This window comes from Bacteroides sp. HF-162 (assembly GCF_015679285.1).
GTDB classification, from domain to species: Bacteria; Bacteroidota; Bacteroidia; order Bacteroidales; family Bacteroidaceae; genus Bacteroides; species Bacteroides uniformis.
Window position 1 is genome coordinate 3,169,770 of sequence record NZ_CP064937.1, and the last position, 22,541, is coordinate 3,192,310.

Consider the following 22,541-nt stretch of genomic DNA (forward strand, 5'->3'; position numbering starts at 1 on the left):
AGAAAGAGGTTGTGTCAAAATGCTGACACAGCCTTTTTTTATGCGCAAAGCCCAGACTTTCTCAAGCCCGGGCTTTGTTATTACCCAAAGTTTTCGTATCTTTAGGCATAAAGTTTTTCGTTATGGCAAAGTTACATTTTCGTCCTTACATTCCCAACCAAACCGTTCTTTTTCCACAAAGAATTGATGAAAACATAGCTGCGAACGACCCGGTCCGCATCGTGAATGCTGTTATTGACAACCTCAATCTTGAGAGTTTCAAGAAGCTTTATAAGGAAACGGGCCGTTGTCCTTATCATCCTAAAATGATGCTTAAGGTGATAATCTACGCCTACATGAATAATATCTATTCTTGCCGTAAAATAGAGAAGCACCTCCTTCGTGACATTCATTATATTTGGCTTGCCGGTAATGAGCATCCGGATTTTATCACGATCAACCGTTTTCGTAACCGTGTAAAGGAGGAAATAAATAATGTATTTACCCAGTTGATTTTTGTCCTTGCCGATAAAGGTTTCATCAGCCTTGATGTGGAGTATATTGACGGCACCAAGATTGAATCCAAAGCCAACAAATATACTTTTGTCTGGCGCAAGACAGTCGAACGGAACCGTACGAGACTAATGGATAAAATCCGTATTCTCTTGGAGCAGGTGGATGAAACCATTGCACAGGAGAACTCTATAAAAGACACATCCGTGGAGTTTACTTCCTGCAGGCTCTCTGACATAGTGGATGAACTTAAAGAAGCCCTGGAACGCCAGCCTGCAACAAAGGATAAGGAAGAAAAGAAAGCCCTGCGCAAAAAGAAAAAGCAGGTCAGGGAACTTGAAGGGTATCGTGACAAGCTGATAGAATATGACAATCACCTTGATACCCTTGGAGAACGTAACTCCTATTCCAAGACCGATCCTGGTGCCACATTCATGCGCATGAAAGAAGATGCCATGAAGAACGGGCAGACCAAACCCGGATATAATCTGCAAATAGGTACTGAAAACCAATTTATCACAGACTTCCGTCTGTTTCCCAACCCTACCGATACACTGACCCTCATACCTTTTTTCCACTCTTTCCAGTACCGCTATAACCGTTTACCGAATATCTGCGTGGCAGACTCCGGTTACGGTTCGGAAGAAAATTACCGGTTCATGCAGGAGAATGGGATAGAAACCTTCATCAAGTACAATTACTTCCATAAAGAACAGCGTCCCCGTTATACTCCCAACCCGTTCCATGCCGAAAGTCTCCATTACAATGCCCAAGAGGATTATTACTTTTGTCCTATGGGACAGCACATGAACCGTATAGGAACCAAACGTGACAAGACAGCGAGCGGATACATCACCGAAAGTGCCCGGTATAAAGCAAAAAGATGCGAAGGTTGCCCTTTGCGTGGCAGTTGTTTTAAAGCTCGGGGGAACCGTATTATAGAAGTCAACCACCGATTAAATCAATACAAACGGCAGGCACGGGAAAGGTTGCTCTCAGAAGAAGGTATCAAGCATAGAGGCAGGAGGTGTATAGAACCAGAAGCTGTGTTTGGACAAATGAAATACAACATGGCATACAGAAGATTCCGGCATGTGGGAGAAGACAAGGTTACAATGGACTTTGCTTTCTTTGCTATAGCCTTTAATATCAAAAAAATGTGCGCTAAACTGATAAAAGAAGGAAAGGGGCTCATTACAGTTGCCAAATATTTGTTTATGGGACTATTTATAACCCGATATAATTGGAATATAGCAACTTGCTGCCAAATGCATGAGGAAAAAGTAGCATAGCCAAAAGAAAATATAGCAGAACTTAAAATATAAAAGAGGTTGTGCCAACGTTTTGACACAACCTCTCTTCTTGTTATCATCCCATATATTCTCTCTTATCTGTCCAAGATGAGAAAGAAAAATCTTCAAAAGGAAAGATAACATGTAAAGATAAACTGTACCTTTGCACTGTTTTTAATCAGGAATAGCAAGAAAGTTATGGATTCAATGAAAATCAATAAGGTACAGATACGCAATCTGCAGATTGAAGATTATGACCAGTTGGCACAATCGTTTACGCGTGTTTATTCAGACGGAAGCGATGTGTTCTGGACACACAAACAAATAGAAAAGCTGATACGAATCTTTCCCGAGGGGCAGATTGTGACGGTGGTTGACGAGAAAATCGTGGGCTGTGCACTTTCCATCATAGTGAACTACGATGATGTGAAGAACGACCACACCTACGCTCAGGTTACGGGCAAGGAGACTTTCAATACCCACAATCCGAAGGGTAACATCCTTTATGGCATCGAAGTCTTTATTCATCCCCAATACCGCGGCCTGCGTCTGGCACGCCGCATGTATGAATACCGCAAGGAACTTTGCGAAACATTGAACTTGAAGGCAATCATGTTTGGCGGACGTATCCCCAACTACTATAAATATGCTGACCAACTCCGTCCTAAGGAGTACATAGACAAGGTGAAGCAAAAGGAAATCTTCGACCCGGTGCTGACCTTTCAGCTCTCCAACGACTTCCACGTGCGCAAGGTGATGCGCAACTATCTTCCCAATGATGAGGAGTCCAAGCACTATGCCTGCCTGCTGCAATGGGACAATATCTACTATCAGGCTCCCACACAAGACTATGTAAGCCCCAAAACTACCGTCCGTGTCGGCTTGGTGCAATGGCAGATGCGTACCTACAAGACACTGGATGACCTCTTTGAACAAGTGGAGTTCTTTGTGGATGCCGTGAGCGACTATAAGAGTGACTTTGTCCTTTTCCCCGAATACTTCAATGCACCGCTGATGGCAAAATTCAACAATGAGGGCGAATCGCAGGCCATCCGTGGACTGGCGGCCTATACCGAGGAAATCAGGGAGCGTTTCGTCAAGCTCGCTATCAGTTATAACATCAATATCATTACGGGCAGTATGCCGCTTATCAAGGAGGACGGATTGCTATACAACGTAGGATTCCTCTGCCGGCGTGACGGAAGCTATGAAATGTATGAGAAGATACACGTCACTCCCGACGAAATAAAGTCTTGGGGATTGAGTGGAGGCAAGTCCATCCAGACGTTCGACACGGACTGTGCGAAGATAGGCGTGCTGATATGCTACGATGTCGAGTTCCCCGAACTGAGCCGCATCATGGCGGACCAAGGCATGCAGATACTCTTTGTGCCTTTCCTTACCGATACACAGAATGCTTACAGCCGCGTAAAGGTATGCGCCCATGCCCGTGCCATCGAAAACGAGTGCTTCGTCGTGATAGCCGGCAGTGTAGGTAATCTTCCCCGTGTGCACAACATGGACATTCAGTATGCCCAGTCCGGTGTATTCACTCCCTGCGATTTTGCTTTCCCCACAGACGGCAAGCGTGCGGAAGCCACTCCGAATACCGAAATGATTCTTGTATCGGATGTGGATCTGGATTTGCTGAACGAGCTGCATACCTACGGCAGTGTACGTAACTTGAAAGACCGGAGAGGCGATTTGTACGAGGTGAAGATGAAAAAATAACCTTTCCACGCCGGGTTTTTCATCGTACCCGATGCCACACTTCAGTAACTTAAATGCCACACTTTACCGCCTCAAGTGCCACATTTCGTAGTCCGAAACCTATGGCATTCCGGATGATAAAATGTGGCATTTAAGTTACTGAAGTGTGGCATTTCGGATAGTAATTCCATAGTTTATTCGTGTCTTTACACAACTTTTACTCTAAAAACTGAAACAATGGTCAAAAAAGCTTTCTCCGCTTCCGAAATACCTCTTTGCATCAATGTGCTGCGATTACTTAACTACCGTCTGGCCTCCGGTGAACTGATTCTGTCCGACTGGCATACGGTGAAACAGATTGCTTTTAATATAAGCCTTTCCATTACTCCTAGGCGCGTGTAAAGGAGGAAACCCGTATTCTCCGCACCCGGCAGGAAGTCATCATCAGGCAATTCTCCATCCTGGGCTTCCTGAAAACTGACATAAAGGTCAATTCTGTCACTTATGAACGTGTCCGCTATTACTTCGTAGACTTCATCCTCTATTTTGCCTTCCACGCCACTATGCAGCAGAAGAAGAGCAAGGAAGAATAGCTGAAGCCTGCCTACACCATAAATCAATGAGGCAGCCGCCCAAGTCTATAAAGAGCGCCGCCAATATTATAGTGATGGGGGACTGACCGGAGATGTGAAGCCTGAATGCTCAAAATCCGCCATGCAATTACAGCATCAAAAAACGCCTTTCTTGCCTATGTGGACGAAATCCTGCCCCAAAAGAAAGAACCCGAAAACCTGATGTATTACTTTCTCTCTTTCGATGAGACATTGGATTGTTTCGGAGTGGTGAATCATTTCCTTAATTATTCTATCTTGAATTATAGTTACATCAGCGGCAGTTGAAGTCTATTCGCAGATGATGCTGCTATTATTTTTTTCAATGTGATATTTTATTATTCTTTCCCATGCTGTTTTGCACGCTTATTGCTGATTGCAGCAATGACATTCGCAGAATTCTACATACCGTTTGTTGAACTCAGCAAAATAGCCCTCTTATTTGTAGTTTTCAGGTCGCTTGTTTGAACTAAATTTACGTTTTGCCGTTTTTTGCTTAGAACCCCGTGGGTTTTAGTGCTTTTCTTAGAAAGGTCACATCAAGCGGATATTACTTCCACACATCCATTGAACTGACGCCAAATAAAACATTTTATCGCACTAAGCCAGCTTTTTCTACCTAAAAAGTCTCTTGTATCTAAGTTTTTTGTAAATTTGCACTCTTAAAATAAAGAAGATGGCTTTTGATGTACCAAAAAACATGCTGGTCAAGAGTATTCTTCAATCGTAAATTGTCAAATAGTAAATATCAAGATGGGTAAGAAGTTTGCCGAATATTCGAAGCTTGACCTTTCCGAAGTGAACGGAAAAGTGTTGGAGAAATGGGACGAAAACCAGGTTTTCGCCAAGAGTATGACAGAACGTGAAGGTTGTCCTTCTTTCGTGTTTTTCGAAGGACCTCCTTCGGCCAATGGTATGCCGGGTATTCACCACGTAATGGCTCGCTCCATTAAGGACATTTTCTGCCGTTACAAAACGATGAAGGGATTTCAGGTAAAGCGTAAGGCCGGATGGGATACTCATGGATTACCCGTGGAACTGGGTGTGGAAAAGGCGCTTGGCATTACGAAAGAGGATATTGGCAGGACTATTTCTGTGGCAGAATACAATGCTGCCTGCCGCAAGGACGTCATGAAGTTCACCAAAGAGTGGGAAGACCTGACGCACAAGATGGGCTACTGGGTGGACATGAAGAACCCCTATATAACTTACGACAACCGCTACATCGAAACGTTGTGGTGGCTGTTGAAGCAACTCTACAAGAAAGGACTGCTTTATAAAGGATATACCATACAACCGTATTCTCCCGCTGCCGGTACAGGACTCAGTTCGCACGAGCTGAACCAGCCCGGATGCTATCGTGACGTAAAAGATACGACCGTAGTGGGGCAGTTCAAGATAAAGAACCCGAAGCCGGAAATGGCAGAGTGGGGGACTCCTTACTTCCTGGCATGGACTACCACTCCGTGGACATTGCCCAGCAATACCGCACTCTGTGTAGGGCCTAAGATTGACTATGTAGCCGTGCAGACCTACAACAGCTATAGTGGCGAGAAGATGACCGTCGTTCTGGCAAAAGCATTGCTCTATGCACACTTCAATAAAAAAGCGGAAGGCATTGCATTAGAGGATTATAAACCGGGAGACAAGCTGATACCTTTCAAGATTGTAGGTGAATACAAGGGACCGGACTTGGTAGGTATGGAGTACGAGCAACTCATCCCGTGGGTAAAGCCGATAGATGTGGCCGAAGACGGCAGTTTGACTGCCAGCGATAAAGGTTTCCGTGTAATCGCGGGTGATTATGTAACGACCGAAGACGGTACGGGTATCGTACACATCGCCCCGACCTTTGGTGCGGACGATGCCTTTGTGGCCCGTGCTGCAGGCATACCTTCCCTGTTCATGATAAACAAGAAAGGTGAAACTCGCCCGATGGTGGATCTCACCGGTAAGTTCTATTTGATAGATGAACTGGATGAGGATTTCGTAAAGGCATGTGTCAACGTGGACTTGTATAAGGAGTATCAGGGCAAGTGGGTAAAGAATGCTTATGACCCTCAATTCACCGTAGACGGCAAGTATAATGAGCAGGCTGCGCAAGCTGCCGAATCATTGGATATCGAAATCTGCATGATGATGAAAGCCGCTCATCAGGCATTCAAGATAGAAAAGCATGTACACAACTATCCGCACTGCTGGCGTACGGACAAACCCGTATTGTACTATCCGCTGGATAGCTGGTTTATCCGCAGCACTGCTTGTAAGGAACGTATGATAGAGTTGAACAAGACCATCAACTGGAAGCCGGAAAGCACCGGTACGGGACGTTTCGGTAAGTGGCTGGAAAACCTGAATGACTGGAATCTCAGCCGTTCACGCTACTGGGGCACTCCGCTGCCTATCTGGCGTACAGAGGACAATAGCGAGGAAAAATGTATCGAGTCTGTAGAAGAACTTTACAACGAAATAGAGAAATCCGTAGCTGCCGGTCTGATGCAGTCCAACCCCTACAAGGACAAAGGCTTCCAGCCGGGTATATATACCGAAGAGAATTACGACAAGATAGACTTGCACCGTCCTTACGTAGACGATGTCATCCTTGTTTCCAAAGACGGCAAGCCGATGAAACGTGAAACGGACTTGATTGACGTATGGTTTGACTCCGGTGCCATGCCTTATGCACAGATACACTATCCGTTCGAAAACAAGGAACTGCTGGACAGCCATCAGGTATATCCTGCCGATTTCATCGCCGAAGGAGTGGACCAGACACGCGGCTGGTTCTTCACGCTGCACGCCATCGCCACGATGGTGTTCGACAGCACCGCTTATAAGGCTGTTATCTCCAACGGTCTGGTGCTCGACAAGAACGGAAACAAGATGTCCAAGCGTCTGGGCAATGCCGTAGACCCCTTCTCGACCATCGAGAAATACGGTTCCGACCCGTTGCGCTGGTACATGATCACCAACTCTTCTCCGTGGGACAATCTTAAGTTCGACGTGGATGGAGTGGAAGAGGTGCGCCGCAAGTTCTTCGGAACACTCTATAACACCTATTCATTCTTCGCCCTCTATGCCAATGTAGACGAATTTGAATACAAGGAAGCCGACGTGCCCATGGCAGAACGCCCTGAGATAGACCGTTGGATTCTCTCCGTACTGAATACGCTGGTGAAGAACGTGGATACCTGCTACAATGAATACGAGCCCACGAAAGCAGGACGTCTCATTTCTGAGTTTGTGAACGACAATCTCTCCAATTGGTACGTTCGTCTGAACCGTAAACGCTTCTGGGGTGGCGGTATGACGCAGGACAAGCTCTCTGCATTCCAGACACTCTATACCTGCTTGGAAACTGTAGCCAAGCTGATGGCGCCCATTGCTCCGTTCTATGCCGACATGCTGTACACAGACCTGATTGCAGCTACGGGACGCGACAACGTGGTTTCCGTACACCTTGCCAAGTTCCCCGAATATAAGGAGGAAATGATAGACAAGGAATTGGAAACCCGCATGCAGATGGCACAAGACGTCACTTCTATGGTATTGGCACTGCGCCGCAAGGTGAACATCAAAGTCCGCCAACCGCTTCAGTGCATCATGATACCGGTAGTGGATGAAGAACAGCGTGCACACATCGAGGCTGTGAAAGCACTTATCATGAACGAGGTGAATGTGAAAGAAATCAAGTTTGTGGACGGTGCTGCCGGTGTACTGGTAAAAAAAGTGAAATGCGACTTCAAGAAGTTGGGACCGAAATTCGGAAAACAGATGAAAGCTGTGGCTGCTGCCGTGGCCGGAATGTCTCAGGAGGCTATCGCTGAACTGGAGAAGAACGGTTCCTATACGTTCGTCCTGAACGGTACGGAAGCTGTGATTGAAACTGCCGATGTGGAAATCTTCAGCGAGGACATCCCGGGCTGGCTGGTTGCCAACGAAGGTAAACTAACCGTAGCTTTGGAAGTTACCGTAACCGAAGAGTTGCGTCGTGAAGGTGTTGCGCGCGAGTTGGTGAACCGTATTCAGAATATCCGCAAGTCAAGCGGTTTTGAGATAACCGATAAAATAAAGATTACATTATCAAAAAATCCTCAAACAGATGATGCAGTAAACGAATATAAAGACTATATTTGTAACCAAGTTTTAGGAACTTCACTGACGCTGACAGACAACGTAGAAAATGGTGCAGAACTAAACTTCGACGATTTCTCGCTGTACGTGAGCGTAGTGAAAGAATAATTAAATACTAACCTGATTAACACGTAAAAGTTATGGCAGAAAAGACAAGATACTCAGATGCTGAATTGGAAGAATTCCGCGCTATCATTCTGGAGAAGTTAGAGTTAGCACAACGTGACTATGAATTGTTAAAGGCTAGCCTGACGGGTGCAGACGGCAATGACACCGACGATACATCTCCTACGTACAAAGTGCTGGAAGAAGGTGCCAACACCTTATCCAAGGAAGAAACCACACGTCTGGCCCAACGCCAGTTAAAGTTCATCCAAGGATTGCAGGCTGCTTTGGTGCGCATTGAGAACAAAACATATGGCATTTGCCGCGAAACCGGCAAACTGATACCGGCAGAGCGCCTTCGTGCAGTGCCCCATGCCACTTTGAGCATCGAAGCTAAAAACAACGGCAAGAAATAAAAATGGGTAAATTCTTTACGAAAGGACGGATAGCCTTACTCATTATATTCTCGGTATTAATTATAGACCAGATTATCAAGATTTGGATTAAGACTCACATGTACTGGCACGAGAGCATCCGAATCACAGATTGGTTCTACATCTACTTTACTGAGAATAGTGGCATGGCTTTCGGTATGGAAATATTCGCCAAACTGTTTCTCACCTTGTTCCGTATTGTTGCGGTAACGGTGATAGGTTGGTTTCTGCATAAATTCGTGAAGCTGGGAATGAAGACGGGATTCATCGTCTGTGTGTCTTTAGTCCTGACGGGAGCTTTGGGTAACATTATTGACAGCGTCTTTTACGGTGTACTGTTTAATGAAAGCACTCATTCGCAGATAGCTTCTTTCCTGCCTGAAGGGGGAGGATATGCTTCCTGGTTTCACGGCAAAGTGGTAGATATGTTCTATTTTCCTATCATAGATACAAACTGGCCCACATGGATGCCGTTCGTCGGTGGTGAACACTTTATTTTTTTCAGCCCGATATTCAATTTTGCAGATGCAGCAATCAGCTGTGGTATGATTGCATTGCTGTTGTTCTATAATAAGGATTTCAATGATGCCTATCACGCAGCCATAAAGAAATCATGAAAGGAATAAATCGAATTCAATGGTGTAGTGTAGTCCTTCTGGCATTCAGTCTGACGGCTTGTAAGGTGAAAAGACCTGAGACCGTCCTTCCGGATGCCAAGATGGAAAACGTGCTTTACGATTATCACATAGCCAAAGCTATGGGTGAAGAAGTACCGTATAACGAAAGCTATAAGCGGGTTCTTTACATTGAATCGGTTTTCAAGAAATATGGCATCACTCAGGCCGATTTCGACTCTTCTATGGTCTGGTTTGCCCGTAATCCGGAGGTACTTACCAAAATCTACGAGAAAGTGAATGTACGCTTAAAAGCCGAAAGAGACGGTATCAACCACTTGATTGCCCTGCGTGACAACAAGCCGAAAGAATCACTTCCCGGAGACAGTATCGACGTGTGGATATGGCAGCATATCTATCAGTTGACGGGCATGCCCCTGGACAACAAGATAACGTTTACGTTGCCTTCAGACACCAATTTCCACGACCGTGACACGTTGCGCTGGAGCGCACGCTTCCGTTTTCACAACGGTGCACCGGACAGCATACATGCTCCGTTGATGGCGATGCAGGTTCTTTATGAGAAGAATGACAGTGTCATCAGTGCCATTCGGAAAGTACAAGGCACAGGTGTGGAAACGCTCACCTTGTTTGCCGATACCTTAGGAGAAATCAAGGAAATACGCGGGTTCATCTATTACCCGCAGCAGGAGACTCCACAGCCTTTGCTGGCAGACCGTATCTCACTGATGCGCTATCACGCCACAGACAGTCTGGTCATTGCCCCAAAGGACAGCCTTCAGCAGGCCACAGACTCCCTTCGCAAGGACAGTATCGGGAAACCAGAGAAATTGAAGCCTCTGAAAATTCAGGAGCAGGAAAATGCCACAACTCCTAGAACCATACGTCCCCGTCCGAAAGCATGAAACGCTACGCTTCCCATTTTCTGTTTCTTCCCAGACATGGCTATCTGAAACAATATGTGGTGGAGATAGGTGAAGGACAGTGTGTATCACGTATCTTCCCATTGACAGAAGAGGTGGAGAATACGGAATGGCTACCGGGCGTCATAGCTTTGCTTACGGAGGCGGAAACAGACTATCCTCATTTTGATACGTGCTGCAATATACTGACGGCAATCCCTCCGGTTATCGAGGAAGAATTGTCTTGTTTGATTCCCTGGTTGTTTTTCCCTTTTGATTTTACTACAATGCTGCCTGGCGCCGGAACTCAGCGCAAACTACTGCTGTAGCAATAGCCACGTTCAACGACTCCGAGGTCTCACGGCCGGCGGGATAATTCGGTATGTATAGTTTGCGGTTGATGAGTGCCTCCACTTCTTTTCCGATGCCATTTCCTTCATTTCCCATCACAATCAGCCCATTTTTCGAGAGTGATTGTCCGTACATATTCTCTCCGTCCAGGAAAGTGCCGTAAACGGGAATATCCTTCAGTGAGCGAATGAGCTCGGGTAGGGGAGTATAATGCAGTCTGACGCGTGCGATACCTCCCATCGTGGCCTGCACTGTTTTGGGATTATAGATATCCACCGTATTGGGCGAACAGAATATATGCTCTATCCCAAACCAATCGGCAAGGCGGACAATCGTTCCCAGGTTACCGGGGTCTTGCACATCATCCAAAGCCAGACAGAGGGAGCGGCTGATGACGGAAACATCCGTCTCCTCATCCGGCTGCCGGAACACAGCCAGCACTTGTTGGGGAGTTTTTAGCAGGCTGGCACGCGAAAGTTCTTCCTCCGATACTTCCGTGACATCCGTTACAGTGGAGATAGGGCGGTTCCGGGAAAGCCATTCTGAAGTTGCCAGCAAGAACTGACAAGGAAAATGTCCCAACAAATCCCCTACGAGTTTAGGTCCTTCTGCCAGAAATACCTTGTCAGCCTTCCGGTTCTTTTTCTGCTCCAACGAGTGGATATATTTAATGCGGTTTTTACTTAATGCCATAGGATACACATGTTATCATTTGACAAAAATACGTGATTATTTCAATATAATCAAAAACTCTGCACTCTTCCGGCGTTTTTTATTTCGGGAACAAAAAAATACAAGTATATTTGTAGCTGTTTATGCGCAATTAATGACTCGGTATGGATAAAGGTTTCCGCTACGCGATACTTACTACTATCGTACTTTTGTTGGCTTCCTGTTCTTCTACCAAATATGTGCCGGACGGCTCGTATTTGCTGGATGAAGTGCGTATACATACTGACAATAAGGAAGTAAAACCATCTAATCTCTCCATGTATATCCGCCAGAATCCCAATGCGAAGTGGTTCAGTCTGATAAAGACCCAGTTGTATGTCTACAACTGGTCCGGACGGGACTCTACACGCTGGATAAACCGTACATTGAGGAAATTAGGGGATGCTCCTGTCATATACAGTGAGGAGGAAACCAATCGGACCAGGGAAGAGATCACTAAAGCTGTGCAGAATATGGGCTATATGGGTGCTCTGGTGGAACCGATACGCCAAGTCAAAAAGAAAAAGATGAGGTTAGTCTATAAGGTGACAACCGGCAAACCCTATAAAGTGCGTACCTTGAAATATGATATCCGGGACAGTAAAATAAAGGAATACATGCGGCAGGATTCTGCAGTAACCCTCTTATCCGAAGGCATGTATTTTGATGTCAATGTATTGGATGCAGAACGTCAGCGTATCACGAACAAACTGCTTCAGAACGGATATTATAAGTTCAATAAAGAGTACATCTCTTATACCGCAGATACTGTCCGCAATTCTTACCTGGTAGATTTGACGTTGCATTTGGCTCCATACAAGCAGCACAACGAGGATACACCGCAGAATCACCAACAGTACACTATCAATAAAGTGAGTTTCATTACAGACTATAATGTGTTGCAGGCATCTGCCTTGAACAGCATCGAGGTAAATGATTCATTGCACTACAAAGGATTCCCCATCTACTACAAAGACAAGCTTTATCTGCGTCCCAAAGTGCTGACCAACAATCTGCGCATCATTCCGGGAACTCTCTATAATGAGCAAAACGTGCAGCGCACCTACTCCAACTACGGACGCCTGCAAGCCCTGAAATACACCAACATCCGTTTTTTCGAAGTACAGCAGAGTGACAGTGCAAAGCTCAACGCCTATGTGATGCTGACCAGAGGCAAGCATCAGTCCGTATCCTTTGAAGTGGAAGGCACAAACTCTGCCGGCGACTTGGGAGCTGCCGCTTCAGTGGCTTTTCAGCACCGCAACATGTTCAAAGGTTCCGAAACATTCATGTTCAAGCTACGTGGGGCATACGAGGCTGTGTCTGGTTTGCAGAGCTCCTTAAATCAAGACTATATAGAATTAGGTGCGGAAGCAACTATCAACTTTCCACAGTTCATGTTTCCCTTTGTATCCAGCGATTTCAAACGGAGGATAAGGGCTACTACAGAATTCGGCTTGCAATATAACTACCAGATGCGGCCTGAATTCACACGTATTGTGGCGTCTGCCGGATGGAGCTACAAATGGGGAGTACAACAACAGCGTTCGCAGCATCGCATTGATTTACTGGACATCAATTATCTGTACATGCCCAGCATAGACCAGAGATTTAAAGAGGATTATCTGGAGAAAGACGAGAACTACATCCTCAAATATAATTATGAAGACCGTTTTATTGTCCGCACCGGCTATAGCTATATTTATAACAGTGCCGGAAAGGCTTTGATGAATAATTCCGGCATCGGAAATTCCTATACCATCCGCTTCAATTTTGAATCAGCGGGCAATTTGTTGTATGCTGTGGCAAAGCTCGGAGGAATGAAGAAGAATGCATCGGGAGAATACACTTTATTAAACATTCCTTTTGCCCAATACCTGAAAGGCGATTTTGACTTTGCCAAGAACCTGGTCATTGACAACCGCAATTCATTGGCATTTCATTTTGGTGTCGGTATCGCCATTCCATACGGCAATGCAACAATGCTTCCATTTGAAAAACGCTACTTTTCCGGTGGCGCCAATAGTGTGCGCGGATGGTCTGTACGTGATTTGGGGCCCGGTTCTTTCCCCGGCGATAATAACTTCATGAACCAGTCGGGAGACATCAAGCTGGATGCCAGCATTGAATACCGCACACGGTTATTCTGGAAATTCAGAGGGGCTCTCTTTGTAGATGCCGGGAATATCTGGACAATACGGGATTATAAAGACCAGCCGGGAGGTCAGTTTAAATTTGACAAGTTCTATAAGCAGATTGCTTTGGCATATGGTTTAGGACTGCGTCTTGACTTAGATTTCTTTGTATTGCGTTTCGACGGAGGTATGAAAGCAATCAATCCAGCTTACGAGAAGAAAAAAGACCGTTATCCCATTATTCATCCTAAATTTAGCCGCGATTTTGCTTTCCACTTTGCTGTGGGATATCCGTTCTAAAAATATAAATGACTATGGATAAATGATACTGGATAATTAGCATATACATTTACCCATTATCATTTATCCATTATCCCATTACTTAAAGGCGTAATAGCTGTCAATCATTGTCGCTTGACGTGCTGCAGCCACACCTTGGGCATCCAGTGTCACTGTCATTTCCTCACCGTTCGGAAGGGTCATTTGTGCAGTGCCGTCATTGTTCATTTGCAGCAATTCTGTGCTGACACCATCGGCAACAACATTCCAAGTATTCAACTCTTTGTTGTAAATGAGTTCCATAGAAGCGGTCTCACCTTCTTTGGTGATAGAATAGCCGTTTTCAAGTGTCTCTACCAGGTAGTCACCGTTTTCACCTTTCACTTTCTTTACATCACCAATGCTGGCCATAGGGTTTGAACCACTCCAGAATTCGATGGAGTTGATGACCAATGCATCGGCCAGATAGCAAACGCCATATACCGGGACAATATTGAATGCCAGATAAACCAGTTCGTTTACAAACTTGGTACCAATACCTTGATTCCAGCTGACCAGTTTACTATGCAGTCCAAAAGAACCGATACAAGAACTGAAAAGAAACGAGCCGCAAATCATTACGGTCGCAGCCATCTTCAAATTGAACTTTTTCATAATCACTCTTTTTTATTTTACTGTGTTTAATAGCTTTATAGCTCATTGAGTTATTTTAAGCATCCGCAAATATAGGATTTTTTACGAAAATACATCCTATTTGAGCTTAAAATCTGTTTTCAGTAAAACAGAAGTGTCTATCTATGAGCTTTTTGAGAAAGAGCCTTTCCGATCCAACGGTCAACGGCAAACTTGCCCGGGCCTATGATATACATCAATATGAACACTACCAGGTACACAAAAGCCAGCTCTTTCGTGGCAAACGGGTCATTGCCATGAATTACAAAAAAGGCAACAGCCATTGTAAACACCATTGGTATCATAGCCAAACGATAGAGAAAACCTATAATGAATGCCATGGAGCATGCCAATTCACCGAAGATAGCCAATCCTAAAGACAGCGGGCTGCCTACACCCAATGGGTCTGGGAAAACAGCCGACAGCTCTTGAAAGTTAGTCCACTTCTGGATACCGTGGTTCATTAATAATATACCGAATACAATTCTTGCAATTAATAGCATAGCAGATGTTGCCGTTCCGTCCGGTTTGACGGGAAATAAAAGTCGTTTTAACATATTCATTCATTTTTAAGTTCGTATATGAACTATAACAAATATTACTCAATAAAAGTTTATTGCCGCTTCAAGGGTTTGATGATAATCCGTAAAGACAGGTCATAGGTAAAGTAACTCCACATCCAGTCTACGAAGATGGAAAGACGATTTTTTACACCCACAATACTCATCAAATGGATGAACAGCCACACAGCCCATACCGGAAAACTTCCAAAACGCAGCTTCTTAAGCTCGACTACGGCATGATTGCGGCCAATGGTCTCCATGGAGCCTTTGTTTTGATATATAAACGGTTGCAGCGGCAGGCCTGCTTCTGCACGCTGCAAGTTCCTTATCAAGTTGCGGGCCTGCTGGATGGCTGGTTGCACCACTTGCGGGTGTCCTTTGGGATACTCCTCAGAAATCATAAGGGCCGTATTCCCGATAGCGAAAATATTGGGATATTGAGAAAGACGGTTATAAGTGTCCACCTTCAAGCGGTTTCCCGGTCCATAGGCAGGCAATCCTTGAAGGCTGTTTGCTTTGACACCGGCCACCCAGAATACATTTTTTTTGGTATTGCTTGCGGTCCCATCATTCAATGTCAACTGATAATTCTCGTATCCCATCACCTGTTGATTCAATTTAATTTCCACATCATGCTTCTTCAGATAATCAGTCACTTCTTTGGAAGACTTTTCAGAAAAGGCAGACAAAAGCCTGGAAGAGCCATCCAACAAGATGATACGCTTCTCATTGATATTCAAGCCTGGATAGTTTTGAGAAAGGACAAACTTTCTCATCTCGGCCAGAGTAGCGGACAACTTTATTTCCGTAGCTCCACCACCTACAATGGCAAAGGTCATCAGACGCCTGTGCTCTTCTTTATTACCGGTACTCTGGGCCTGTTCAAAGCTGTCCAATATCTGGTTCGGTTGAACAAGGCTTCCGAAGTATTCAATTTTCGTACTAGCTTTAATCCATCGAAGCCACCACCTACGATTACCCATCGTTTCTGCCCCTCTTTATCGAGAATGTTCATTGCTGTTTTCATTAATTCAATATCATGTTGTTCTTTGTAATATTAAAATAACAGTATAACTGAGGAAAGCTCTATAAATGATGTGGTTAAAAAGAGTGAACCCCACATGCAATGTAGAAATGAACATAAAAGAGAAAAATAGGAAACAAAAAGAAGGGTAACATTGTTGTAATGAAGAACATAAAACAAACTTTGCCACGGAAGTTTTCTACAAGCAAATGGACACTAAATTGACAAAATGGATATTACCAATATTGATGCTGATTACAGAAACGGCTGTTCATGCACAAACACACCCTGCAGAAGCAAAAAACTCTGTGGACTCAATTTCTACGTATCCGATAGACTCGCTTCTCAAGAAACGCAGTTTTTTCGAAAAAATTTTGAATTACTTCAACGATGCCAACAAAGAAAAGAAAAACAAAAAATTTGATTTCAGCATTATAGGCGGGCCTCATTATTCCAGTGACACCAAATTTGGAATCGGACTGGTGGCGGCAGGACTCTACCGTACCGACCGGAACGATAGTATTCTCCCTCCGTCCAATGTCTCTCTGTATGGGGATGTCTCCACGGTGGGATTCTATTTGCTGGGAGTACGTGGAAACCATCTGTTTCCCCAAGACAAATACCGGTTGAACTACAATCTGTATTTCTATTCTTTCCCAAGCCTTTACTGGGGACAAGGATATGACAATGGAGCCAATGATGACAATGAGAGTGAATACGATCGCTTTCAAGCGCAGGTTAAGGTGGACTTCATGTTCCGGATGGCACGTAACTTTTATATCGGTTCAATGACAGCATTTGATTACGTGTATGGGCATGACTTTGAAAAACCGGAATTATGGAAAGGAATGAAAGCGCACAGCACCAACGTGAGCTTGGGGTTTTCCTTGTTGTATGATTCACGCGATTTTCTGACAAATGCCTATAAAGGATATTACCTACGGATAGACCAGCGCTTCAGTCCGGCCTTTTTGGGAAATAAATACGCATTCAGCAATACGGAACTGACGACCAGCTATTACCAGTCCGTGTGGAAGGGTGGGGTGTTGGCAGGCCAGTTCCATACTCTGCTGAACTACGGAAATCCGCCCTGGGGACTGATGGCAACATTGGGAAGTTCCTATTCTATGCGTGGCTATTATGAGGGACGCTACCGTGACAAGTGTGCAATGGATGCCCAGCTGGAACTACGCCAACATGTATGGAAGCGAAATGGAGTTGCCGTATGGGTAGGGGCGGGAACCATATTCCCGAATTTCTCGGAATTGGAGGCCAGGCATATTCTTCCTAATTATGGTTTCGGCTACCGCTGGGAGTTCAAAAAGAGAGTAAACGTACGTTTGGATTTAGGTTTTGGCAAACACCAGACCGGATTTATATTCAATATCAATGAAGCTTTTTAGAGACATAAAAAAATGGTTCGACAATCAGGAACATTTGTTCTATCTGTTTCTGGTCATTCTGATAGTGCCCAATGTAGTGCTATGCTTTACAGAACCCATATCATGGACGGCAAAGATATGTAATATCCTGCTACCCCTTTCTATATATTATGCTGTAATGGCTTGGTCGAGAAACTGTGGCAGGACATTCTGGCTGCTATTTCCGTTCATCTTCTTCGGAGCCTTCCAGCTTGTATTACTATATCTTTTCGGTCAGTCCATTATCGCAGTGGATATGTTTCTGAATCTGGTGACAACCAATTCAAGCGAGGCGCTGGAACTGCTGGACAATCTGATACCTGCCATCGTTATTGTGGTAGTGCTCTATATACCTGCATTAATTCTGGCAACCATATCCATTGTACACAAACGCAGACTGTCCGAAGCATTCATCCGGCAAGCTCGCCGTCGCACTCTGTATGTGCTGTCTGCCGGAATATTATCCTTAGGCAGTGCTTATTTGACAGATGACCGGTATGAGCTGAAATCCGAACTGTATCCTGCCAACGTATGCTACAACATAGCACTTGCCTTTCAACGGACGGCCCAAACGCGGAATTATCACAAGACCTCTAAAGATTTTACCTTTCATGCTAGAAGTACTCATCAGGCTGATGAAAGGGAAGTATATGTAATGGTGGTGGGAGAAACCTCACGGGCATGCAACTGGGCTTTGTACGGCTATGAACGGGAAACTAACCCGGGACTGTCGGGCATTGGCGGACTGACAGCTTTCAGCCATGTGCTGACAGAATCAAACACCACCCACAAGAGTGTTCCGATGTTGCTGTCACCGGTCAGTGCTTCCAGTTTTGATTCCATCTATTATCAAAAAGGGATTATCACAGCATTCAAGGAAGCCGGTTATCAGACCGCCTTTTTCTCGAACCAGCGCTATAACCACTCATTTATAGATTTCTTCGGCAAAGAAGCCGACACGTATGATTTCATTAAAGAAGATGTGGGGGATTCCAATTACAACCCCTCTGATGACAAACTGTTGAAACTGGTAGCAAAAGAACTGGGCAAAGGAGTTTCCAGGCAATTTATAGTTCTCCACACTTACGGTTCTCATTTCAATTATAAAGAGCGCTATCCGGCAGAGCAGGCTTTCTTCCTGCCGGACATGCCCGTTGACGCGGAAGTGAAATACAAAGACAACCTGATCAATGCCTATGATAATTCTATCCGCTACACGGATAATTTTCTGGTTCGTCTGATAGATATGCTTCAAAAACAACATGTCAATTCTGCCTTGATATACACTTCAGACCATGGAGAAGATATTTTCGATGACAACCGGCATCTCTTTCTGCATGCCTCACCGGTACCTTCCTATTATCAGATACATGTGCCATTCTTTATTTGGATGTCCGACAACTACCGGCAGAGATACCCATCGTTATTGGAGGCCGCACAAGCCAATAGGCAGAAGAATGTATCTTCCAGTGCCTCATTCTTCCAGACAATGCTGGAAATAGGTGGAGTGGAGACCCCATACCGGAATGACTCTTTATCTGTCACCAGCGCTCTGTTTATCGAAAGACCCAGAGTCTATCTGAACGACCACAATGAAGCCCGCACACTGGATGATGTCGGTATGCTCAAGGAAGACTTCAAGATGCTGGAAGAGAAAGGCATCAGGTAATCAGGGAAAGAGAGCAGGCTGTTGCTATTTTGCCCTGATTCTTGATATAAAATTCTGAATCACCGGATACATCTCCTCTACCGTATTCAGCTCCATGCAAGCCGTCTCCAACGGGCACCAGCCGGTCTTGTCACGGTTAATGATATGGGGAACCTCTTGGGCAAAAGTCGTTTCAATTCCTGCTTCGCACAGCAATGCCAGCGCAGGAGTGCTGATTATATCGGCATAGACCGTTTTAAAGCCTCCCAGTACCATCAAAGCAGTGGCACCTTTCCCTATAACCTTATCGGCAATGGCAGCCCCCTTCATAAATGCAGAATCTGCCTGGTACAAATCATACAAATCCGCTACTCCCCGTTGGGTGAAAGTACGGACTTCCTCCCGGTTCTTCATAACACAAGAGTATCCTCCCTTGTGCAGTATGTCAATGATACTCTCCATTTTATAAAGTCTCTTGTTTCAACTGTTCTACAAATTTGTCAATACGATGCAGTTCTTTGGGAATATCAATCGTTTGCGGGCAATGCGGAGAACACTGGTTGCACCCGGTACAATGGTCGGCCTGTCTCAGTTTGGGTACACTTCGGTCATATCCTACGAGAAAAGCACGGCGTGCTTTCCGATAATTCTCATCCTGGCTGCTTTCCGGCACATTTCCTTCATTGACACATTTATTGTAATGTATCAAGATGGCAGGAATGTCAATTCCATACGGGCAAGGCATGCAGTACTTGCAGTCGTTGCAAGGTATGGTGGGGTACTCCATCATCAAATCTGCCGTATCATACAGATACTGAGTTTCTTCTTCTGTGAGTGGTACCAATGGAGAGTAAGTACGGATGTTATCCTGCAAATGTTCCATATAAGTCATGCCGCTCAGCACTGTCAGTACATCCTGGGGAGAACCGGCATAACGGAATGCCCAAGACGCCACACTGCGTTCGGGTTCGCGCTGCTTCAGTCGTGCCACAATATGGTCGGGGACATTGGAGAGCCGCCCACCCAGCAGAGGCTCCATAATGACAGCAGGGATCTTACGCTTGGCCAGCTCGTCATACAGATACTCTGCCTTGAAGTTGCTGCCCGAAGCATGTTTCCAGTCCACATAATTCAACTGTATTTGTACAAAATCCCAATGAACTTCACCACGGTCATGCATCTGCAAGGCATAGTCATAGACTTCGATATCGCCGTGGAACGACCATCCCAAACGGCGGATGCGTCCTGCTTCACGCTCCTTGACAAGAAAATCAATCATACCGTTGTCTATGTAGCGTTTGCGGAATTGCTCCATGCCACCGCCACCAATCATGTGTAGCAGATAGTAGTCTATATAGTCCACCTGCATATCCTCGAATGACTTACGGTACATGGCAATGGAACCCTCGCGAGTCCAGGTATCAGGATGAAAATTGGATAGTTTGGTGGCAAGATAGAACGATTCGCGCGGGTGGCGTTTCAGAGCTATTCCCGTAGACTTCTCACTCCATCCTTGTACATACATCGGAGACGTATCGAAATAATTCACACCATGGGCAATGGCATAATCCACCAGTTCGTTCACAGCATCCTGGTCTATCATTTCCCCTTTTCCATCCGGAGCAGGAACGGTAGGCCAGCGCATACAACCATATCCTAAAATAGAAACTTTGTCACTCCCCAAACCGGGAAAACTACGATAGGTCATTTTATCCGTCGGAATGGGACCCAACGCTTTACTACCTTCACTGCTCCCTTCCTTAGAACCACATCCATAGAGGGCAGCAGTAGATGTGGCGGCTGTAATCCCCACTATCTTCAAGAAATCACGACGGTTCATATTGTTTTTATGATGTTCTTCCATACTTATAGAAATTCTACTTTGTTATATAATCCGATGTCTTTCATGCCCTTCCACATAGATGGCACTAAACGGACGGGCCGGACAAAGATTCTCGCATGCCCCGCAGCCGATACAGCGCTCCACATTGATTACCGGAATCTTTGGAGAATCCTTGTCTTCAGGTATACTCGGCACCATTTGTATGGCTCCCGTCGGGCAATGGCGTGCACAGTTGCCACACTGCACACCATCCGTCAGTGGTATGCAATTTTTCTTTACCCACACGGCATGCCCTATCTGAACGGATGATTTATCAACTTTGATTATCGGGCGGATAGCTCCTGTAGGACATACCTCCGAACATTTTGTACATTCCGGTCTGCAATAGCCGCGTTCGTATGACATTTCCGGCTGCATCAATTTCCTTAAGTCCGCAGAAGGACGAAGAACCTGATTGGGACATGCCGACACACAGAGCTGGCAGGCCGTGCAGTGTTGCGCCATATTGCGGGCACTCAATGAGCCGGGAGGAGTGAGGGGAGTGCTTCGCTCGGGAATCTTCTTATCCTCAATGGCTGCCAGTCCTCCGTCTACTTTCTTTTCCTGCGCTTTTAAAACAGAAGTGGCTGCAACCAGAGCCGTTGCTGTGAAAAAACTGCGGCGGGTTTCGTTTATCTGTTCCGAATTAGCCTTGCCCGCAGCAGGTTTGCCGAAAGGATGATACTTGTAGGAAATGGCTCCATGCTTGCACTTCTCAATGCAGTTCATGCAAACCACACACCGGCTTGCATCAATCTGATGCTCCTTAAAGTTGATGCAGGCTGCCTTGCAGTTGCGTGAACAAAGACTGCATTGGTTGCACTTTTCCGAATCTATTGTGATGCGGAAAAGCGAATAACGTGAAAGGAAGCCCAAGACCGTTCCTACCGGGCAAATCGTATTACAATAGGTTCGTCCGTTGCGTCCGGCCAGAACAACAAGCACAGCCAAAGTAGCGGCAGCAATAATAAAAGTCGGCAGGCTCTTCAACCATACATCCGTTTCATAAAAGGCATAACTGTCTGCCCGTTCAGCCAGATAAGCAAGCAGATTGTTGCCCCATTGCCATATAGGTTGAAAAAGATTATTGGCAATACGTCCGTATGCACTATAGGGTGCAAGTAGAGCAGCCAATGAACCAATTCCGGCAATCAAAGCAATGATAAACACACCCAATACGCCATAGCGCAGCCAAGATAAGGCCGGAGAATAAGAGTAAGGAAGCTTCCTGCGTTTTTTAGGTTGCCGGCCCAGCCATGCCAGTATATCCTGAAATACCCCTAAGGGGCAAATCACAGAACAATAGATACGCCCGCATACCAAAGTGAGAATTACAAGAAACAATATCACTCCCACATTTAGCGCCAATACAGCCGGCAAAAACTGGATTTTGGCCAACCAGCCGAACCACCCATGCAACGTTCCCGTAAAATCAAGGAACAACAAGGTGATGAGTACAAAGCAAATCATTGCAAAAGTCAGTCTAATCTTCCGTAACATGATAATCCTTTATTTTGAGTTCCTAAACTATATCAGCGAT

The 22,541-nt window shown here is 45.4% G+C and carries 18 protein-coding genes and 1 pseudogene; 11 read left to right on the forward strand and 8 right to left on the reverse strand.

All coding sequences use genetic code 11. The features are described 5' to 3' along the window. The first annotated feature begins 122 nt into the window (after positions 1-122). Both ITJ87_RS13245 and ITJ87_RS13250 read left to right on the forward strand, forming a co-directional pair. Entirely contained in the window at positions 123-1,784 is a 1,662-nt protein-coding gene (locus tag ITJ87_RS13245; protein ID WP_117966474.1) for an IS1182 family transposase, read from the forward strand. 198 nt (positions 1,785-1,982) lie between these two features. Then, entirely contained in the window at positions 1,983-3,515 is a 1,533-nt protein-coding gene (locus tag ITJ87_RS13250; protein ID WP_117599617.1) for a carbon-nitrogen hydrolase family protein, read from the forward strand. Between the two features lie 281 nt (positions 3,516-3,796). On the opposite strand, the gene ITJ87_RS18780 is transcribed toward ITJ87_RS13250, so the two are convergent. After that, positions 3,797-4,051, reverse strand: coding sequence for a hypothetical protein (locus ITJ87_RS18780; RefSeq protein WP_226791169.1), 255 nt, complete (start codon positions 4,049-4,051; stop codon positions 3,797-3,799). A 141-nt stretch (positions 4,052-4,192) separates the two neighbouring features. On the opposite strand from ITJ87_RS18780, the gene ITJ87_RS18785 reads away from it, so the two are divergent. From ITJ87_RS18785 to ITJ87_RS13280, 6 genes are all read left to right on the forward strand, one after another. Further along, entirely contained in the window at positions 4,193-4,393 is a 201-nt protein-coding gene (locus ITJ87_RS18785; protein WP_226791171.1) for a hypothetical protein, read from the forward strand. Between the two features lie 465 nt (positions 4,394-4,858). Then, entirely contained in the window at positions 4,859-8,347 is a 3,489-nt protein-coding gene (gene ileS / locus ITJ87_RS13260; RefSeq protein WP_117964611.1) for an isoleucine--tRNA ligase, read from the forward strand. Positions 8,348-8,379: 32 nt separating this feature from the next. After that, a complete protein-coding gene (locus tag ITJ87_RS13265) occupies positions 8,380-8,760 on the forward strand; it encodes a TraR/DksA C4-type zinc finger protein (protein WP_005654117.1) in 381 nt (126 codons plus the stop codon). A 2-nt stretch (positions 8,761-8,762) separates the two neighbouring features. Further along, a complete protein-coding gene (locus ITJ87_RS13270) occupies positions 8,763-9,395 on the forward strand; it encodes a lipoprotein signal peptidase (RefSeq protein WP_117964610.1) in 633 nt (210 codons plus the stop codon). Beyond that, on the forward strand, positions 9,392-10,318 hold the full coding sequence (locus ITJ87_RS13275; RefSeq protein ID WP_117964609.1) for a DUF4296 domain-containing protein: 927 nt from the start codon (positions 9,392-9,394) through the stop codon (positions 10,316-10,318). Before ITJ87_RS13270 ends, ITJ87_RS13275 begins: the two co-directional genes overlap by 4 nt. Beyond that, positions 10,315-10,644: a hypothetical protein gene (locus ITJ87_RS13280; protein WP_117599621.1), complete on the forward strand. Its 330-nt coding sequence runs from the start codon at positions 10,315-10,317 to the stop codon at positions 10,642-10,644. The genes ITJ87_RS13275 and ITJ87_RS13280 overlap by 4 nt, the downstream gene beginning before the upstream one ends. On the opposite strand, the gene ITJ87_RS13285 is transcribed toward ITJ87_RS13280, so the two are convergent. After that, on the reverse strand, positions 10,598-11,359 hold the full coding sequence (locus ITJ87_RS13285) for an RNA methyltransferase (RefSeq protein ID WP_117964608.1): 762 nt from the start codon (positions 11,357-11,359) through the stop codon (positions 10,598-10,600). The genes ITJ87_RS13280 and ITJ87_RS13285 overlap by 47 nt on opposite strands. A 143-nt stretch (positions 11,360-11,502) precedes the next feature. On the opposite strand from ITJ87_RS13285, the gene ITJ87_RS13290 reads away from it, so the two are divergent. After that, positions 11,503-13,812, forward strand: coding sequence for a BamA/TamA family outer membrane protein (locus tag ITJ87_RS13290; protein WP_117964607.1), 2,310 nt, complete (start codon positions 11,503-11,505; stop codon positions 13,810-13,812). A gap of 78 nt (positions 13,813-13,890) precedes the next feature. On the opposite strand, the gene ITJ87_RS13295 is transcribed toward ITJ87_RS13290, so the two are convergent. The 3 genes and pseudogenes from ITJ87_RS13295 to ITJ87_RS13305 all read right to left on the reverse strand — a co-directional run. Next, complete coding sequence (locus tag ITJ87_RS13295) at positions 13,891-14,445, reverse strand: DUF3332 domain-containing protein (protein ID WP_117599624.1); 555 nt, start codon at positions 14,443-14,445, stop codon at positions 13,891-13,893. Between the two features lie 137 nt (positions 14,446-14,582). Next, positions 14,583-15,020, reverse strand: coding sequence for a DoxX family protein (locus tag ITJ87_RS13300; protein ID WP_117599739.1), 438 nt, complete (start codon positions 15,018-15,020; stop codon positions 14,583-14,585). A gap of 56 nt (positions 15,021-15,076) precedes the next feature. Further along, positions 15,077-15,954, reverse strand: a pseudogene (locus ITJ87_RS13305) (NAD(P)/FAD-dependent oxidoreductase); the annotation flags it as partial. A 305-nt stretch (positions 15,955-16,259) separates the two neighbouring features. On the opposite strand from ITJ87_RS13305, the gene ITJ87_RS13310 reads away from it, so the two are divergent. Beyond that, a complete protein-coding gene (locus ITJ87_RS13310; RefSeq protein ID WP_117964606.1) occupies positions 16,260-17,453 on the forward strand; it encodes a BamA/TamA family outer membrane protein in 1,194 nt (397 codons plus the stop codon). Further along, positions 17,440-19,140 carry a lipid A phosphoethanolamine transferase gene (locus ITJ87_RS13315; protein WP_117599626.1) on the forward strand — a complete coding sequence of 567 codons (1,701 nt, stop codon included), beginning with the start codon at positions 17,440-17,442 and terminating at the stop codon, positions 19,138-19,140. Before ITJ87_RS13310 ends, ITJ87_RS13315 begins: the two co-directional genes overlap by 14 nt. 24 nt (positions 19,141-19,164) lie before the next feature. Here ITJ87_RS13315 and ITJ87_RS13320 read toward each other — a convergent pair whose 3' ends face one another. From ITJ87_RS13320 to ITJ87_RS13330, 3 genes are read right to left on the reverse strand one after another with little or no spacing between them, the layout of a single operon-like run. Next, the gene (locus ITJ87_RS13320; protein WP_117964605.1) at positions 19,165-19,581 is read right to left on the reverse strand and encodes a DUF1893 domain-containing protein; all 417 of its coding nucleotides are present in this window, start codon (positions 19,579-19,581) and stop codon (positions 19,165-19,167) included. A 1-nt stretch (position 19,582) separates the two neighbouring features. Continuing rightward, a complete protein-coding gene (locus ITJ87_RS13325) occupies positions 19,583-20,983 on the reverse strand; it encodes an aldo/keto reductase (protein ID WP_117599627.1) in 1,401 nt (466 codons plus the stop codon). Between the two features lie 21 nt (positions 20,984-21,004). Further along, positions 21,005-22,501 carry a 4Fe-4S binding protein gene (locus tag ITJ87_RS13330; RefSeq protein WP_117599628.1) on the reverse strand — a complete coding sequence of 499 codons (1,497 nt, stop codon included), beginning with the start codon at positions 22,499-22,501 and terminating at the stop codon, positions 21,005-21,007. Positions 22,502-22,541: the final 40 nt, after the last annotated feature.

Coding starts and splice junctions, on each gene's coding strand:
- ITJ87_RS13315 (WP_117599626.1), top strand. CDS start 17,440: ATGAAGCTTTTTAGAGACATAAAAAAATGGTTCGACAATCAGGAACAT.
- ITJ87_RS13250 (WP_117599617.1), top strand. CDS start 1,983: ATGGATTCAATGAAAATCAATAAGGTACAGATACGCAATCTGCAGATT.
- ITJ87_RS13330 (WP_117599628.1), bottom strand. CDS start 22,501: ATGTTACGGAAGATTAGACTGACTTTTGCAATGATTTGCTTTGTACTC.
- ITJ87_RS13265 (WP_005654117.1), top strand. CDS start 8,380: ATGGCAGAAAAGACAAGATACTCAGATGCTGAATTGGAAGAATTCCGC.
- ITJ87_RS13325 (WP_117599627.1), bottom strand. CDS start 20,983: ATGGAAGAACATCATAAAAACAATATGAACCGTCGTGATTTCTTGAAG.
- ITJ87_RS18785 (WP_226791171.1), top strand. CDS start 4,193: ATGCTCAAAATCCGCCATGCAATTACAGCATCAAAAAACGCCTTTCTT.
- ITJ87_RS13285 (WP_117964608.1), bottom strand. CDS start 11,359: ATGGCATTAAGTAAAAACCGCATTAAATATATCCACTCGTTGGAGCAG.
- ITJ87_RS13295 (WP_117599624.1), bottom strand. CDS start 14,445: ATGAAAAAGTTCAATTTGAAGATGGCTGCGACCGTAATGATTTGCGGC.
- ITJ87_RS13290 (WP_117964607.1), top strand. CDS start 11,503: ATGGATAAAGGTTTCCGCTACGCGATACTTACTACTATCGTACTTTTG.
- ITJ87_RS13280 (WP_117599621.1), top strand. CDS start 10,315: ATGAAACGCTACGCTTCCCATTTTCTGTTTCTTCCCAGACATGGCTAT.
- ITJ87_RS13270 (WP_117964610.1), top strand. CDS start 8,763: ATGGGTAAATTCTTTACGAAAGGACGGATAGCCTTACTCATTATATTC.
- ileS (WP_117964611.1), top strand. CDS start 4,859: ATGGGTAAGAAGTTTGCCGAATATTCGAAGCTTGACCTTTCCGAAGTG.
- ITJ87_RS13245 (WP_117966474.1), top strand. CDS start 123: ATGGCAAAGTTACATTTTCGTCCTTACATTCCCAACCAAACCGTTCTT.
- ITJ87_RS13300 (WP_117599739.1), bottom strand. CDS start 15,020: ATGTTAAAACGACTTTTATTTCCCGTCAAACCGGACGGAACGGCAACA.
- ITJ87_RS13310 (WP_117964606.1), top strand. CDS start 16,260: ATGGACACTAAATTGACAAAATGGATATTACCAATATTGATGCTGATT.
- ITJ87_RS13275 (WP_117964609.1), top strand. CDS start 9,392: ATGAAAGGAATAAATCGAATTCAATGGTGTAGTGTAGTCCTTCTGGCA.
- ITJ87_RS13320 (WP_117964605.1), bottom strand. CDS start 19,581: ATGGAGAGTATCATTGACATACTGCACAAGGGAGGATACTCTTGTGTT.